Source organism: Novosphingobium terrae (assembly GCF_017163935.1).
GTDB lineage: Bacteria > Pseudomonadota > Alphaproteobacteria > Sphingomonadales > Sphingomonadaceae > Novosphingobium > Novosphingobium terrae.
The window spans coordinates 3,735,125-3,751,799 of the sequence record NZ_JABVZR010000001.1; the positions used below are offsets into that span (position 1 = coordinate 3,735,125).

A 16,675-nucleotide genomic window follows, 5' to 3' on the forward strand; every position below is an offset into this window, starting at 1 on the left:
CGCCTCAGCCTTCGACCGAAACCGGGATTTCGAGCCCATGCGCCTTGAGCAGCGCGTGGCGCTTGGCATCCTTGAGGTCCGACGCCACCATTTCCTCGCACATTTCCTGAACGGTGATTTCCGGCACCCAGCCCAGACGCTCCTTGGCGCGGGTGGGGTCGCCCAGCAGCGTGTCGACCTCGGCGGGGCGGAAATAGCGCGGATCGATCCGCACGATCACATCGCCCGCCTTCACCGCCGGAGCATCGTCACCCACGACCGCATCGACAATGCCGACCTCATCCACGCCCGTGCCCTGGAAGCGCAGGGTGATGCCCAGATGCGCCGCCGACCAGGTGATGAACTCCCGCACCGAATACTGAACGCCGGTGGCGATCACGAAATCCTCGGCATGGTCCTGCTGCAGCATCATCCACTGCATGCGGACATAGTCCTTGGCATGGCCCCAATCGCGCAGGGAATCGATGTTGCCCATGAACAGGCAGGGCTCCAGCCCCTGAGCGATGTTGGCCAGACCGCGCGTGATCTTGCGCGTCACGAAGGTCTCGCCACGGCGCGGACTCTCATGGTTGAACAGCACGCCGTTGCAGGCATAGATGCCATAGGACTCGCGGTAATTCACCGTGATCCAGTAGCCATAGAGCTTGGCCACCGCATAGGGCGAGCGCGGATAGAACGGCGTGGTCTCACGCTGCGGAATTTCCTGCACCAGACCATAGAGTTCCGAGGTGGAGGCCTGATAGAAGCGGGTCTTCTGCTCCAGCCCCAGAAAGCGGATGGATTCGAGCAGGCGCAGCGTGCCGATGCCATCGACATCGGCGGTGTATTCGGGCGCCTCGAAGCTGACGGCCACATGGCTCTGCGCGCCGAGGTTGTAGACCTCATCCGGCTCGATCTCGCGCATGATGCGCGTCAGGTTCGAGGTGTCCGACAGGTCGCCGTAATGCAGCTTCAGATTGGGCTGATTGTCATGCGGGTCCTGATAGATGTGGTCGATGCGCTGCGTGTTGAACAGCGAGGCGCGGCGCTTGATGCCATGCACCTCATAGCCCTTGGCCAGCAGAAATTCCGCCAGATAGGACCCGTCCTGACCCGTGATGCCGGTAATCAGCGCCTTTTTGCGTTCGGCCACATGCCACTCCATTTGTCCGTGAAGCCGGCGCGGGGCGCCGACCTCCATTGCAACGGTTTTGCGCAAGCGCCCGCCCGGTCAGGGGCGGCCGATGCTGCTGTAATCAATGCCCTGAGCGCGCACGTCCTCGGGCGGGTAGATGTTGCGCAGATCGATCAGCACCGGCGAGCGGGCCAGAGCCTTGAGCCGGTCGAGATCGAGCGCGCGGAACGCATCCCATTCGGTGACGATCACCACGGCATCAGCGCCCTCGATCGCCTCATAGACGCCCACCTTCATGGCGACGCCCGGCATCAACGGCGCGGCGGCCTCCATGCCCTCGGGATCATAGGCGGCCACCGTGACACCGGCGTCGGTCAGCGTCTGGGCGATGGCGATGGCGGGGGCATCGCGCATATCGTCGGTGTTGGGCTTGAAGGTCAGGCCCAGCAGGGCGACATGCTTGCCGCGCGCCTGGGCCCCGCCGCCCAGCGCCTCGATCACCTTGCGGCCCATGGCGCGCTTGCGGCTTTCATTCACCTTGACCACCGCCTCGACGATGCGCGTCGGGCTGTCATAGTCCTCGGCGGTCTTGAGCAGGGCCAGCGTGTCCTTGGGGAAGCAGCTGCCGCCGTAACCGGGGCCGGCATGCAGGAATTTTGAACCGATACGGTTATCCATTCCGATGCCGCGGGCAACGTCCTGAACATTTCCGCCGACCTTCTCGCACAGGTCGGCGATTTCGTTGATGAAGGTGATCTTCACGGCCAGAAAAGCGTTGGCCGCATACTTGATCATCTCGGACGAACGACGGCTGGTGAAGAGGATCGGCGACTGGTTGAGGAAGAGCGGGCGGTACACCTCGCGCATCACCGATTGCGTCCAGTCATCCTCGGCGCCGACGACGATGCGGTCGGGCCGTTTGAAGTCGCCGATGGCGGCGCCTTCCCGCAGAAATTCGGGGTTTGAGGCCACGGTGAAGCGCACCTGCGTGCCGGTGTCAGCGATGATCCGCTCCACCTCATCACCGGTGCCGACAGGCACAGTGGACTTGGTGACGATCACCGCAGGCGTCTTGAGATTCTGCCCCACTTCACGCGCCACGGCATGGACATAGGAGAGGTCCGCATGGCCATCACCGCGCCGGCTGGGGGTGCCCACGGCGATGAAAATCGCCTGCGCATCCTCGATCCCGCTGGGCAGATCGGTGGTGAAAGAGAGGCGGCCCGCACGCACATTGCCGGAGACCAGTTCGGCAAGACCGGGCTCATAGATCGGCATGATGCCACGGTTCAAATGATCGATCTTGGCCGGGTCCTTGTCGATGCAAACGACATCATGGCCGAAATCCGCGAAACAGGCCCCGGACACCAGACCGACATAGCCAGAACCCACCATCGCGATCTTCATGCAAAAGCTCCAAAGCCTAGTCTCTGCGGGACGCGCAGATTTCGCCAGAATGACACAATTACACTCGATTATTTATGCTGTTTTGGCGCAAATACCGGATAACCGCGATCTGCTGCGCCGCAGCAATCAAGGTCTGACCTGTCGGGCGGACCTTGTCAACAGACACCGTAAACTTGCGTAAATTAACCTGAATGGCTCATGAAGAGCCGAAGTTGCGCACAGCCATCATCCGTTAACCATGGCATGGGGCAGACTATCTGCCTTTGCGCGCCTTGATCTCGTCAAACAGTTGCTGCCCGGCCTCACGCCGTTTCGCGCTGCCGCCATCGCTGCCTTTGCGGCGGGATTTGCCGGAGCTTTCACCAGAACTCCGGCCAGAGCTGCGGCCAGAACTGCGGCCAGAACTGCGGCTTGAGCGTTTTGTCGGCAGCGAATAGGCGGAAAAGCAGGCCAGGAACATCGCCATCACGCCGGTCAGCGCATCGCGATCGAGCAGGCTGCTCTCGGTGAAATTATGGCCGATACAGAACATCAGCATGCCGCACAGCATGCCGCCCTTGCTCAGGCTGATCTTCTCGCTGCCCAGAATGCGCGCCATCGGCCAGACCATCACCGCGAACACGCCCAGCACCAGCCCCGGCAGGCCGGTGGCCGCCAGTAGATCGAGATAGCCATCATGCCCCACCGACACGGTGGTGGCAAAACCATGGCCATATTCGAACACCGGGCTGACCCCGCCCACGTTCCAGAACGACCCGAAGCCGGTGCCCGTCCAGAGATGGTCGCGCGCATAATAGATCAGCACGGCCCAGATCTGGCCGCGACCAGTGAAAGCATGGGGTGAGAGGCCGCCCTCCAGCAGGCGGAAGCGGAAGGCCATCAAGCCCATCCACACCGCAACACCCGTGAGAATGCCGAGCGGAATGAGATAGATGCGCAGGCGATAGTTCACCCGCTCATAGACCAGCCCCAACACCGCGGCAATCCCCGCCAGACCCACCGACGTCTTGGAATTGGTCTTGTAGAGGAAGATGCCCGAGATCAGCAGCATGCCAAAGCGCAGCACTTTGGGCATATGCTTGGTGTCGAAGACGAAGAGCAGGAAGCAGATCGCGGCCTGAGCCCCGGCCAGATTCTTGTCGGTCATCACCCCGCGCCAGCTGCCGAACACCGTCGCGCCCGACCAGTTCTCACTGTGCGGCTGCAGACCCGTCTCGGGAAAGAGCACCACCGCGCCGTAATTGAGCAGCATGGCAAATGCCATGCCCAGACGCAGATTGTCGATGGTCTGCTGATAGCCCGCGCCGCGCCCGATGATGATGCAGGTCCAGGACACCGTCGCCGTCAGCAGCAGACGGCGGATGCCGATCCCCGGCGCGATCGACCACAGCATGCTGATGGCGAACCACGCAAAGACCAGCAGCAGCGGCCATGGCACGGCCAGCGCCCGCCACCCCTTGTGCCAGGGGCCTGCCACCGCAATCGCGGCGATCAGCATGACGATGTAGCCCAGCTGGCGCAGAAGGCTGCCCTCATTGGCGCCTTCAGAGGTTTCCAGCGCGATGATGGGGCCCAGCACCACCAGCACGGAAAACAGCACCGTCACCACCCGCCATGCCGGGTTTTCGACCAGCCAGCCGATGGGGGTGCGAATCCTGCGCGTCTCGTTCAAACCGAGCTGGTCGAACAGATCCTGCGCCGTGCCGGCCTCAGCCATGATGCGTCACCACCTGAGTCATCGCGCGCCTTTCATCGGCCCCCGCCGCCCGAGAGAGCAGGCAGCAGAAAGCTTCGCTGAACCATCCGCCCGTCCGCAGCCCCCGGGCAAGAGTTGAACGGCGAACGGTGCTGGCTGTGGGACCACATCCCGGACCAGCACCGCCACCATCGTCCATCAGCGCCGCCTCCGCACGGCAACGCCAACGGCAAGCCCGGAGCTTATCGCCTCAGGGCTTCTCGTTGTAATATTCGTTATATTTGCTCGAATGGTAATAATAGGAACCATAGGTCTGCGACTTGGCATCGACCATTGTGTACATGGCGCCCACCAGATTGGCGCCATCCGCCCGCAGCCAGCCCACCGCCGAGCTGACAGCCTGAGACGGGGTGGCGTTCCACTTGATCGCCAGCACCACCGCATCGGCCAGCGCCGCCAGGAAGCGGCCATCGGCCAGACCCACCAGCGGCGGCAGATCGAGGATGATCACATCGTAGCGGCCGGTCAGCCCCTCGATCAGATCATGGATTGCCTGCGTGCCGAACAGATTGTCCGAGGTGAAATAGGGCTTCTGCACCGAAATGCTGTTGAGCGCCTCCAGACGGGTGGGCTGAATGGCCTGATCCAGCGTGGCCTCGCCGCTCAGCAGCTCCACCGTGCCGGGACCGGTGGTGTCGCTGTCGATGATGTTGCGCAGCTGGGCGCGGCGCACGTCGACATCGAAGATCACCGTGCGCTGGCCGTTGAGCGCCATGGTGCGCGCCAGAGCCAGGGCGGTGGTCGTCTTGCCCTCGCTGGGCAGGGACGAGGTCACCGCGATGACCTTGGGCGCCAGCTCTCCCTTCACGCCCATGAGACTGGCTCTGGCGTTGCGGAAGGCCTCGGCGAATTGCGAGGTCGGCTTTTCGACCAGCATGTCCGCCGGCATGTCGGTGCCGCGCAGCAGCGGGATCGCGGCGATGAGCGGCAGGCCGAGTTCGTCCTCGACCTGAGCCGCCGTCATCATGCCGGTCACCATCAGCTCCTGCACGGTGATCACCACCACGCCCAGCCCCGCACCCAGCAGCACGGAGAGCGCGATCAGCAAGCCCTTCTTCGGCCAGTAGGGGTCGATCGGGGTCTTGGCGGCATCGATCACGCGTGCCTGAGCGATGGAGTTCTGTGCCGCCTGGCGCGCATCCATGGTGGTCTGCGCCATGCGGTCATAGGCGGCATGCTTGCTGTCCGCATCGCGCTGCAGGCTGGCCAGAGTCACGGAATCGCGCGCTTCCTGCGCCTGCTTGTCGACCAGCTTCTGCATGCTGGCCTGCAGGCTGCCGGCATGGGCCTCCGCCGCATCGGCATCGGACTTGAGCGAGCGCACCACGCGCTCCTGCTCGGCAGCCAGCTGCGCATCGACATCGGCCAGCTGCTTGTTCGTCTTGATATAGTCGGGATAGCGCGGGCCATAGCGCGTGGCCATCTCGCCCAGAGTCTGGATCAGCGTGGCGCGCTGGCGGCGCAGATCCTGGATCGTGACCGAATTGCGCACGTCGCTGATCGAATCGAGATGGCCCGAAGCGATCTGCTGCTGCGCTGAAATCTGCTTCGAACGCGCCTCTGCCGCCACCGATTCCGCGCTGGCCAGCTGCAGCGAGAGCGGGCTGACCTGCTGATCGGTGATGGTTTCCTCAGTATGGTCATTGGTGCGCACGATGCCGGCCTTGGCGCCGAACTGGGCGACCTTTTCATCGGCGGCGCGCACATCATTGCCCATCTGGTCGAGCTGCTGCTCGAAGAAACCGGCCTGCTTGGAGGCCGTGCCGATGTTGGTGCCCACCTTCGTGTCCATATAGACCGAGGAGAAGGCATTGGCGATGCGCGCGGCCTTTTCCGGATCGCGCGAGGCCACCTTGATCGAGATGATGTAGGTCAGCTTCTCACGCGCGACATCCAGCTTGTTGCCCAGCGTGGTGGCCGTGGCATCCAGCTTCTGCTCTTCGGTCAGGCCGGGCTTGCTGGTGGCATCGGTGTTGTATTCGTCATCATTGACCAGCTTGAGGCGGCGCACCACCTCACGCGCCGTATCCAGCGAGTTGATCACCGACACTTCGGTCTCGATGGCCTCGGTGGCCAGATCGGCCTGGGCGTCGCCGGGGTTGTTATGGGCCAGCGGGTTCTGCTTGGGGTCGATCTGGATGCGCGTGACGCCTTGATAGGAGGGCTTGATCAGAAAGGTGATCGCCACACCGGCCAGCGTGATCAGCAAGGTGATGGCCAGCAGCGTCTTGTAGCGCCGGTACAGCACATCCCTTGTCTTGGCCATGACATCCGCAAGACGGGCTTCATAGGAAGCTGTGGAGACTTTCATGAATTCCAACCCTTGCCCAGAGGAATGATCTGCACACCCATAAGACTATCCCTTAGCCGCGTTTCATCGCCTCACCGTCATCGACAGCCCGAAAAGCACCCCATCGGAAGAGGTCCCCAGCGACGCCTGCGTGGGCCGCGAAGACCGGTAATTGACCTCGGCCTGGAAGCCGAGCCAGCGCGAGGCCTGATAGCGCACCGCGCCCTGGAACAGATGCGCGATGCGCTTGCCGCTCTGGCTGAAGTAGCTCTGATCGGCGAGGGCCGCGTTGAAGATCAGCGTCAGATTTTCCCGCAGCGACTGATCGACCTCGGCCATGACGCGCGTGTCGATATAGGGCGTGGAACTCAGGCTTGAATCCTGGATCAGCCGCTGGGTCGAAAGGGACACCGTCGTCATCTGGAAGGGGAAGAAATCCACCTTCGCCTGCGCCGAAAGCGCACTGACATTGCGATAGGCGGTGTCGAGATAGCCGCGATGCGTATAGCCCAGCCCCACCTGGCCGCGCATCACCCCGGCCAGATCGAAGCTGACCCCGCCCATCGCCGTCTGCCCGTTGGAGGTCTGCGGCGGATTGGAGGCGCTTTGCGCCACCGGATAATAGGTATGGTCCGCCGAAACCGCGCTGTAGACCGCAAAGCTGGGCGACAGCGCATATTCCGCCTGCCCGGTGTAGCGGTCGATCGTGCGGTTGCGATAGGACTGATCGGTCACATCGCCATTGTTGAAATCCAGCCTGGCGAAGCTGTAATGAGAATGCTCATAGCTGCCGACCAGCCGGAGACGCTCACCGGTGTAGGTGGCCCGCAGCAACGCCTGCTGGCGCTGGAAACTGGAAAGAACCTGAGCGTCAGGGCTCAGATCGTTGGTGTAGGGGCTTTCGTAATAGCGCCCCACCCGCCCCTCTGCATGCAGCACGAGGTGGCGGCCCAGCTCCATCTCGCCGATGGGATAGAGATCCCAATTGACCTGATTGCGACGGGTCTGGGTGGCATAGCGGCGGATGTCGGCGCTGCCGATCAGCTCCAGCATATGGCGCGACCAGTCCGAAACCAGCGTCGCGCTGGGCTTGAACACACCGCTGACGTCGCTCTGCTTGTTGGTGTCTGAGGCATAGACATTGTTGTCCGCCACCACGCCCAGCGTCGCCTGCGGATGCAGCATGAAAGAGCCGATCGCCGCGCCCGGCGCATCGAAATCGGGATGGGCCTCTTCCAGCACGCTGACATTGTGGTCACGCGCGAAATCGGGGGCCATCGTCGGCACGATCAGCGTGTTGAAGCTGGTGGGAGAGGCCACGAAGGGGGTCAGCACGCTTTGCGCGCGCGCCACGCCGCCATGCCCCAGGCAGGAGGCCACACAGGCAGCCACACCCACCGAAGGGGAGAGCAGCAGGCCATTCCACGCGGCGGCCCGACGCTTGAGACGAAGCCCGGAACCGGGCAGGCCCTTGCGCTGCGGCATGCGGAGTTTGCAAGGCACCCCCCGCATCATCAGGAACCCTCCCCGCTCAAGAATCAGCCCGATCAGAAGAAGCGCTCAGCGACCCGAATCGTATCGCCAGGCCATACGCGCAGGTCGGGGGTCAGCAGGTAACGCTTCTCGTCCGCCTCACCATAGGTGCGAATGTAGACATAGGATTCGCGGCCGCGCGGGGTCAGCCCCTGCGCGGTGGCGATGGCGCTCCAGACGGTCAGGCCCGGCACGAATGGATATTGCCCCGGCATATGCACCTGCCCCGCGATGAAGAAGGGGCGATAGGCGGTCACCTCGGCGGTCACCTTGGGGTTACGCAGATAGTCCTGTCCCAGCAGGCCCTCATAATCGCTCGCCACTTTGGTGGGTGCTTCCCCCAGCACGGCCATCGCGCCGGTTAGCGGCAGGGCGATGTTGCCATCGGCGCCGATCTGATACTCACCCGACAGTTGTGGTTCGTTGAAGACATTGACCTTCAGCTTGTCACCAGCGCCCAGCCGATAGCTTTCGGCAAGAGACTGGCCACCCTCATAGCGGGCACCAGTGTTGACCGTGGGAATTTTGGTCCCGGCCTGCGCCTCACCTTGCAGTGCGAAAAGCGCGAACGAGCAGAAGATCAGCAGACCCTTTTTCCTCACCGGAAAACGCCTTTCAATCAAACGGAACGATCATAGGCATATCAAGGCAAATCACTGTCTTCAAGGCACAAAACAAATTCTGCGACGAACTCAACTCGTCGCAAAAATCAAACAACCATTCTGTCGATTTAGTACCGATCCATTTAATGTAAATTATTTTTTACAACTCTGTCAGCACATGAACAATCAATTTTGCCAAGACACATTCTTGGCGCAAATAAAAAAACCACACCTTATTGACCCTGTGCTTCGGCAAAACACCTATTTGCGAAAGCCATTTTTACGACAGATGGCGCCCAAAGGCCAACCGCCTTCGCAATTGCAACATGAATTAAAATTTAGGTGTTCGCACCAAGGTCAAGGGTGCGCGCCGCTCGGAAGGCAGCCGCCCGCCCGGCGATGCCCTCTTTCAGGGCACCGCCGGGGCTGAATGATACGCTTACGCGCATGTTCCAAACCGGTTCTAAAACCAAGGCATGATCCGTGAATCACGCATGGGTTCCAGATTTTTATGGTCGCATCGTTTGCGCGAAAAACCGGTTCCCGCTTTTTCGCGCGATGCTCTAGTTGACCTTGAAGCAGCTCTTGCCAGCGGGCAGTTTTGCCGTCTTGCAGGGGGCGGGCTCACCCCAGACCCAGCTCGATCCGACATAGCCGATATAGACCCGCCCGAAGACATCGGGGTCCGCCGCGATCGCCGTCACCTGATCGAGATTGCCTGCCGGGAAGTCCGCGACCTGCTGCCAGCTCCCCGCATTGTCCACCGAGCGCCAGAGGCCATAGCGCCCATCGACCCGGCCCGAGATGAAGATGGTGGGGTAGCTCTTGCCCTTGGCGGCCTTGCCGAAGGCCACGTCATCGACGTGATCGACATGCGCCACCACCTGCCAGCTCGCCCCGCCATCGCTGCTGCGGCGCAATCCGGTGTCAGCGCCCCCCGCCACGGCGGAGGTGAAAAAGAGATGCCCGGCATGGCCCGGCACCGAACGCAGCTTGGCCGTCTCGCCGCTGGAGGGGGCGATCTCTCCGGCAAAGACGCGGCTCCAGCTGGCGCCGCCGTCGCGGCTGCGCCACAGGCCCTGCAGGCCGATGTTGGGCGCCTCGCCGCTGTGATAGAGGTAGAAGACCCCGCCTTCGGTCTTGTCGGCGGTCAACGTCTTGCGCTGCTGCCACATATGCGGGAAGGAGCCGGTCTTCGGGCCCACCTCGCCGGGCAGACGCACCGGGCTCCAGGTCCTGCCGCGATCCATCGTGTAGAAGGGCGTGCGGTTGTCCGAAGGCTCCCAGACGATGTTGTCGATGTTGCCCGAGGACACCGCGATGGCCCCGTAAGACATGCGCCAGGGATCATCATCCTTCTCGCCCGGCGGCGTGGGCAGGCTGGCGAATTTCGTCCATGTCCGCCCGCCATCGGTGCTGGTGCCGGCCATCACCGCATTGCCATCCTCCGAACAGCAATGGCGCGCGTCCGAGGCATTGCTGACCACGAATTTCGGATCGGCAGGCGACCAGTCCATCTGCTGCACCGACATCAGCCCGCGCTCATTGGGACCAAAGGTGGTGGAGAAGGCGTTGAGATCATCCTTCACATGCAGGCCAAAGTCCCACCCCGCGAAGATCGGCGACTGGCCGGGCGCCTGGATCGCATCATTGGTCACCAGCTCCTCGATGCCGCGTGCCTGGCTGACCCACTCGACCGCAGACGTCCCCGGCGGGAAATCGGCATAGAAGGGCCCGGTGCCGCCGCCGACCCACAGGCGGTTGGCCACCTTGGGATCGAACTGCACATCGCCGGTGGAGAAATAGGACGCGTCCGACACTTTCAGCCATGGCGGATCGCCCGCCCCCACCTTGGCGGAATGCGAGACATGGTTCCAGCTCTTGCCGCCATCGGTGGATTGATAGCCATCGCCGCTCTGATCGAAGATCACCAGCTGATCGGCCTGCGGGTTGGAGGCCGCCGCCGTCCAGGGCAGCATCGGCAGGCCCGCCTCATGCGTCAGATCGTGCCAGCGCCCGTCGCGATAGAGCCAGACGCCCTTGCCCACATCATCCACGCCAAGGAAGGCACCATGACGGTCGAAGGTGCCGCGCCGCAACGTCATCGGCTGCGCGCCGACCGAGGGCAGCGTGTTGAAACTGGCCCCGCCATCCTGCGAGACATACATGCCATGGCCCGAGGCCAGCGCGAAAATCCGCCCGCTGGGCTTGCCGCCCTCGCCCCGCTCGAACCAGATCTGCGTGCCGGGGGCCTGAAGGCCGGGCGTGGCCTTGTCGCGATCCTCGCTGGCCGGCACGGAGCTGACGCGCTGCCAGCTTTCCCCGCCATTGGTCGAGCGCCACAACCCGCTCGATGTGCCCAGAAACACCAGATCGGCATTGGTCGGCGACACCGTCAGGAAAGGCCCATTGGTGCGGAAGGCGCTGTTGGCGTCCCACACTTCGGGGAAGATGGTGCTGCTGCCCACCCAATGCGCGCCGCGATCGTCCGTGCGATAGACATGGCCCTTGGCCGCCATAAAGATGCGATCGGGCCGCGAGGGCGCCACCGCAATCTCATAAACGCCCGAGGCCTGTGTGCCCTGCACCCGGTCTGCGGCAGGCATGGCCGAAGCCGTCATCAACTGCACCCAGCGGTCGGCCTGAGGCGACCAGATATAGGCACCATAGACGTCGGTGCGCGCCACCATCGTGTTGCCGCCCGCATCGAAAGCCAGGCCGGTGATAAAGCCGCCGCCGCCGATGGCAACATGGCTCCATTGATAGGTTTCATCCGCCACGGGTCCTCCCGCAGTGGACAAAGCGGGCGGCGGCGCATGATGGGCCGCCTGCGCCTGAGAGGAATAGAAAAACGCCCCCACAGCCCCCGCGCCACCAAGGATGACAAAACCCAGCACCAGCCATGGCCAGCGTTTGCGCTTGCGGCGCGGCTTGGTGAACTGATCATAGCTGATGTTGCGGCGGCTGCGTGTCGTCGTCATCGGACCCCTGACAGTCTGTCTGTGGAAGGAAGCTGCGTGAAAGACCGGCAGTATCCGGTCAGTCATGCGTCTTGGTGGCGAGGTGATAAACCGCGCGCGGATTGGTCACGAGATAGCGCACGCCAAGCCGCAAAGGCTCACGCGCGGCGCGATAGAGCCATTCCAGCCCCGTCGCCTGCATCCATTGCGGGGCGCGCGAAACGCCGCCGCCATAATGATCGAACAGCCCGCCGCAGGTGCGTATCCAGGCCAGGCCCGCCAGATGCTCCCGCGCCTTCACAGCGAACTGCTCCTGACGCGGCGTGCCCATGCCCACCCACAGCACATCCGCGCCCGAGCGGCGCACCGCCGCGCAGATCGCCGGAATATCGCCGTCGGAGACATAGCCATGCCGCACGCCCACGATCTGCAAATCGGGATAGCGACTGCGCAGATAGTCGGCGGCCCGCGCCGCCACCCCCTGCCGCGCGCCCAGAAAATAGAAGCGAATGCCCTCACGCGCGGCCATGGAGGCGGCATCGAGCAGGAAATCGGTGGTCGCGGTGCGCTCGGTCAGCGGATCGCGGCAGAAGAGGCGGCTGGCAAAGACCAGCGGCATGCCATCGGCATCGACGATGTCCGCCCGGTCGATCGCGCCCTTGAGCGCCGGATCGGCATGATAGCTGGCCACCACGCTGCCATTGGCCGAGGTGACGAAGCGCGGCAGCGCCAGTTGCCCCCCGCGCGCCGCGCGCACATCATCCAGCATGATGGAGCAAAGCTGCTCGCAATTGGCCTTGGTGACGGGCAGGCCACCAATGGTCTGCGTGGGCGCGGTCATCTCATTTCACCAGACACGAACCGCTTCTCCCTGCCACTCACGATCAGGACGCTGATGTAAAATGATACTGCGATCCGCAGCCCTTGCCAAGCCAAGCGGCAGCGCCCCGCCGCAGCAGGGGCACGCCAAACGGCCATTTCATCAAAAGCTTAGGGCGCCGAGGGCGCGGCACCCGCAGCCGGCGCCTGATCCGGCCACGCGCCTTCCCAACGCCGCACGGTGATGACTTTCACCGGTTGGGCAAGCATCTGCCCCTTCATCACACCCTCGCCCTTCTCCGGATCGAGCGGCGCGTCGAAGATGCGGCGCGCCACATCCATGCCCTTCACCACATGGCCAAAAGCGGCATAGCCCTGCCGGTCATCCTCGCTGTCAGCCTTCGGATTGGCATCCAGCCCGTCAATGTCCGAAAGCAGGATCGAGAAGTCCCCCGTCGCCGTGCCCGGCGCATAGCGCGCCATGCTGATCGCCCCGGCCTTGTGATGCACGCCCGTCACCGTGGTCGGCTCATGCGCGATGGGCGGCAGCAGGCGGCGCGGATCACCCTGCGTGCCCGCCTGAATGAGCCCGCTGGGTGGCGTGCCCCAGGGCAGATGCATCGCGCGGTAGAACAGAATGCCGTCAAAACGCTTGCTCTGGGCATAGCGCAGGAAGTTGAGCGTGGTGATCGGCGCGTGCTTGCCGTCCAGCTCCAGCACGATCTCGCCCTGATCGGTGGTGATGACCACATGCTCCACATCCTGAAGCTGGATCGCAGGGGGCGGAGCGTATTTGGGCTGGGCCGCCTGTGCAGGGGCATGCCGGACGGGGGCAGCCGTCAGCGGGGTGGCGAGGATCAGCGCGAGAAGGGCGATTCGTTTCAGCATGGCTGAAGAATAATAAGAGAAAGATGCGAGGGCCATCGCCCTCGCGCTCCCTTTAATGTCTACGTTGCGCTTCGGGTTCAGCCTTGGAGCAACGTCGCCGCGCCGCAGGCTTTGAAACCGCCGACTCAACCTCGCGTCGATATGATCAGTTGCCTGCGGCGCCTTAGGCTGCGCAGGTGGAGAGGTTAGGCACTACGATGCGGAGCCACTGCCGCTTCGTCGGAAGACGTCATGGGAGCGCGAGGGGGTAACCCCCTCGCACCTTCCCTTTCACCCTTCCAATAACCCTCTTGCCACCAGATCCGCCTCCAGAGCCTGCGCCCCGCCGACAAAATGATGCGTATGCCACCCCAGCCGCTGCGCCGTGGCGATGTTGGCGGCGTTATCGTCCACAAAGAGCATCTCTGCTGGCGCGTGGCCGAAACGCTCTGCCGCGTGATGGAAGATGTCGTCATTCGGCTTCACCATCTTCTCCTCCCCGGAGACGACGATATCGCGCATATGCTCAAGCTGCGGCATGGTCGGGCGGAAGAGGTCGAAGGCTTCCACGCCGAAATTGGTGATGGCATAGAGCGGCACACCGCGTGCCGCCAGCCGGTCGACCAGCGCGGGAGTGCCGGGGATCGGGCCGGGGATGCTTTCGATCCAGCGGTCGGCATAGGCCTCGATCAGCTCGGCCTGATCGGGATAGAGCGCGCTGCGTTCGGCCACCATCTGGGCGAAGGGCTTGCCGGCATCATGCTCGAAGTGCCAGGCGACCGTAACCACATGGCTCAGGAACCAGTCGAGCTTTTCGGGATCGTCGATCAGCTTTTCATAGAGCCGGCGCAGATCCCAGTCGGTCAGCACATGGCCGATGTCGAACACCACCACATGGGGCTGGGTGGTGGAAGTCTGCGAGGTCATGAAAGCATCCTGTTTTACGGAAGCGAAAGAGAGGACCGCCCAAACGCCGCCAGCCCGCTGTCACCCGGATCGGGGCAACAGCGGGCTGGCAAGCGCATCAGACGGCAAAGGCGGGCAGATCACCCGCCTGTCGCGTTCAGCCCTGGCGGGCCTTGAAGCGACGCTGCGTCTTGTTGATGACATAGGTACGGCCGCGACGACGGATCACGCGGTTATCGCGATGACGGTCCTTCAACGACTTCAGGCTGTTGCGAATCTTCATGGGTCGTCTCTTTGTCGTGGGGCGACCAGTCTTACTGATTCTGTCCGCCGGAAATTGAAGCCGGGCCGATAAGGGGCGCAGCGGTGGAAGTCAAGGCCGGGAAGGCAATTCCCCGGCCCGTCAAAGCATCAACCCTCGCGAATCTCGGTCAAACGGCGCTCCCAGGCGAGGGCGTGCTGCACAATCACATCCAGATCGGCGTATTGCGGCACCCAGGGAACGGTCGCCTTGATGCGGCTGTTGTCCGAGATCAGCGAATCGGGGTCACCCGCGCGGCGGCCCTGCAGCACACGCTCGATCTTGCGGTTCGTCACGCGGTCCACCGCATCCAGCACATCGAGCACAGAGAAGCCCGTGCCATAGCCGCAGTTCATCGTGAGCGAACGCTCGGGCTGGTCGATCAGCCCTTCCAGCGCCAGCACATGGGCGGCGGCCAGATCGCTGACATGGATATAGTCACGCACGCCGGTGCCGTCAGGCGTGTCGAAATCGGTGCCGAAGACGCCCACGCTCTCACGCTTGCCCAGCGCGGCTTCCACCGCCACCTTGATCAGATGCGTGGCGCCTGCCGTGCTCTGCCCGGTGCGCGCCTGAGGATCGGCGCCCGCCACGTTGAAATAGCGCAGCGCGCAGAAGTTGAGCGGATGGGCCGCCGCCACGTCCTTCAACATGATCTCGGTCATCAGCTTGGACATGCCATAGGGGTTGATCGGCTGCTTGGGGCTGTCCTCGGTCACGGGCGAGACCTCGGGGATGCCGTAGGTGGCCGCCGTGGAGCTGAAGATGAAGTGCTTCACCCCGCCCTTCACCGCCGCATCGATCAGGGCGCGGCTCTTGGCAGTGTTGTTGTGATAATACTTCAGCGGGTCCTCGACCGATTCGGGCACGATGATCGATCCGGCGAAATGCATGATCGCCTGAATGCCGCGCTCGGCAAAGATGCGGGCCAGCAGGGCGCCATCCTCGATATCGCCCTGATAGAGCGGCACGCCCTCGGGCACGGCAAAGGTGAAGCCGGTGGTCAGATTGTCGATCACCGCCACATCCCAGCCGGCGTCTTTCAGGGCCAGCACGGCATGGCTGCCGATATAGCCCGCGCCACCTGTGACCAGCACCGGAACCTTCTTGCTCATATCCATCCCTTTATAGCGCGGACTTGCAGCCGATGTCTGTTCATACCCTGCCCAAACCCACGGTCCAGCCCTTATGCCGCATTGCGGTATCATGCTGATCCACCCTGAATGCATTTGGCAGGTTCATCCTTCAGAAAGCCCTAAGGGCCTAGCGCTGAAAGCGCGACGCAGCGGTTGCGCCACCGCAGACTGGCGCTCACGGAGTTTCTCATGACCTTTTCCGCCCATCCCTCATTCCGCCTGTCGCTGAGCGCCGCCATGCTGGCCCTGTCGATCGTCGGCACGGCCAGTGCCCAGCCAGGCTGGGGTGGCTGGGGTGGATATGGCGGCGGTTACGGCGGCTTTGGCAGCGGTTTCGGCGGGCGCGGCTATGCCGCCGCCTCCACCCGCGACGATCGCGAGGGCAAGCTGGACGCCGAGGGCTTCCCCTCCCCCGACGCAGGAAACCTGCTGGGCAGCGGCCATGTGACGATCACCGCCATGTCCGGCTCGATGGGCGAAGGGCGGGAGGAAGCCACTTTCGAGGCCGCCGTCATCGATCAGCTCGCCAAATCGGGCTATGATACGGTCACGCGCGATCCCAATGGCGGCCAGATCACCGAAATCGGCATCATCCATGACGAACTGGTCCCCGCCGAGCAGAAGCACAGCCCGATCTCGGGCGAGATGGAGGCAGGCGTCTCCAACTATGGCTCAGGCTTCGGCGTGGCGCTCAATTACGATGCCAGCAAGCCGCGCGGGGCGCTGATCGAAACGCGGCTGGACCTGCGCATCCGCGACCGCGCCACCGGCAAGCCCCTGTTCGAGGGCCGCGCCCGCATCGCCACCCGTGAGGGCGATTCGCACTGGACCGATGAAAAGATCGCCAACCGCCTGGCCGCCGCGATCTTCGCCAAATTCCCGCAGAATCCGCATCCTGCCGCGCCCGTACCTGTCCCCGCCCCTGCGGCACCACCTGCCCCTTCAGCCGGATGAACCCCTTCACAGCGGACGGGCCGCGCTCTA

At 63.4% G+C, this 16,675-nt stretch carries 13 protein-coding genes; 1 reads left to right on the plus strand and 12 read right to left on the minus strand.

The genetic code is table 11. The features are described 5' to 3' along the window. Window positions 1-4: 4 nt before the first annotated feature. The 12 genes from gmd to galE form a co-directional block, all read right to left on the minus strand. Window positions 5-1,132, minus strand: coding sequence for a GDP-mannose 4,6-dehydratase (gene gmd, locus HGK27_RS16690; RefSeq protein ID WP_241127250.1), 1,128 nt, complete (start codon window positions 1,130-1,132; stop codon window positions 5-7). Between the two features lie 78 nt (window positions 1,133-1,210). Beyond that, window positions 1,211-2,521, minus strand: coding sequence for a UDP-glucose dehydrogenase family protein (locus HGK27_RS16695; protein WP_206241990.1), 1,311 nt, complete (start codon window positions 2,519-2,521; stop codon window positions 1,211-1,213). Between the two features lie 253 nt (window positions 2,522-2,774). Then, window positions 2,775-4,238 carry an O-antigen ligase family protein gene (locus HGK27_RS16700; RefSeq protein WP_206241991.1) on the minus strand — a complete coding sequence of 488 codons (1,464 nt, stop codon included), beginning with the start codon at window positions 4,236-4,238 and terminating at the stop codon, window positions 2,775-2,777. Window positions 4,239-4,467: 229 nt separating this feature from the next. Further along, window positions 4,468-6,588 (minus strand): GumC family protein, encoded by a 2,121-nt coding sequence (locus tag HGK27_RS16705; protein ID WP_206241992.1) that lies wholly within the window; start codon window positions 6,586-6,588, stop codon window positions 4,468-4,470. Between the two features lie 63 nt (window positions 6,589-6,651). Continuing rightward, window positions 6,652-8,052, minus strand: coding sequence for an outer membrane beta-barrel protein (locus HGK27_RS16710; RefSeq protein ID WP_206241993.1), 1,401 nt, complete (start codon window positions 8,050-8,052; stop codon window positions 6,652-6,654). A 62-nt stretch (window positions 8,053-8,114) separates the two neighbouring features. Further along, window positions 8,115-8,702, minus strand: coding sequence for a polysaccharide biosynthesis/export family protein (locus HGK27_RS16715; protein WP_206241994.1), 588 nt, complete (start codon window positions 8,700-8,702; stop codon window positions 8,115-8,117). A gap of 563 nt (window positions 8,703-9,265) precedes the next feature. Continuing rightward, on the minus strand, window positions 9,266-11,683 hold the full coding sequence (locus HGK27_RS16720; protein ID WP_206241995.1) for a hypothetical protein: 2,418 nt from the start codon (window positions 11,681-11,683) through the stop codon (window positions 9,266-9,268). A 58-nt stretch (window positions 11,684-11,741) separates the two neighbouring features. Next, entirely contained in the window at window positions 11,742-12,503 is a 762-nt protein-coding gene (locus tag HGK27_RS16725) for a WecB/TagA/CpsF family glycosyltransferase (RefSeq protein ID WP_206241996.1), read from the minus strand. Between the two features lie 149 nt (window positions 12,504-12,652). Next, a complete protein-coding gene (locus tag HGK27_RS16730; RefSeq protein ID WP_241127251.1) occupies window positions 12,653-13,405 on the minus strand; it encodes a peptidylprolyl isomerase in 753 nt (250 codons plus the stop codon). A 234-nt stretch (window positions 13,406-13,639) separates the two neighbouring features. After that, entirely contained in the window at window positions 13,640-14,275 is a 636-nt protein-coding gene (locus HGK27_RS16735) for an HAD family hydrolase (protein ID WP_206241997.1), read from the minus strand. Window positions 14,276-14,411: 136 nt separating this feature from the next. Beyond that, on the minus strand, window positions 14,412-14,537 hold the full coding sequence (gene ykgO, locus HGK27_RS16740) for a type B 50S ribosomal protein L36 (RefSeq protein WP_008069451.1): 126 nt from the start codon (window positions 14,535-14,537) through the stop codon (window positions 14,412-14,414). A gap of 128 nt (window positions 14,538-14,665) precedes the next feature. After that, window positions 14,666-15,670, minus strand: coding sequence for a UDP-glucose 4-epimerase GalE (gene galE / locus HGK27_RS16745; protein WP_206241998.1), 1,005 nt, complete (start codon window positions 15,668-15,670; stop codon window positions 14,666-14,668). Between the two features lie 210 nt (window positions 15,671-15,880). Between galE and HGK27_RS16750 the strand changes: the two genes are divergently transcribed. Further along, window positions 15,881-16,645, plus strand: coding sequence for a DUF4136 domain-containing protein (locus HGK27_RS16750; RefSeq protein WP_206242000.1), 765 nt, complete (start codon window positions 15,881-15,883; stop codon window positions 16,643-16,645). Window positions 16,646-16,675: the final 30 nt, after the last annotated feature.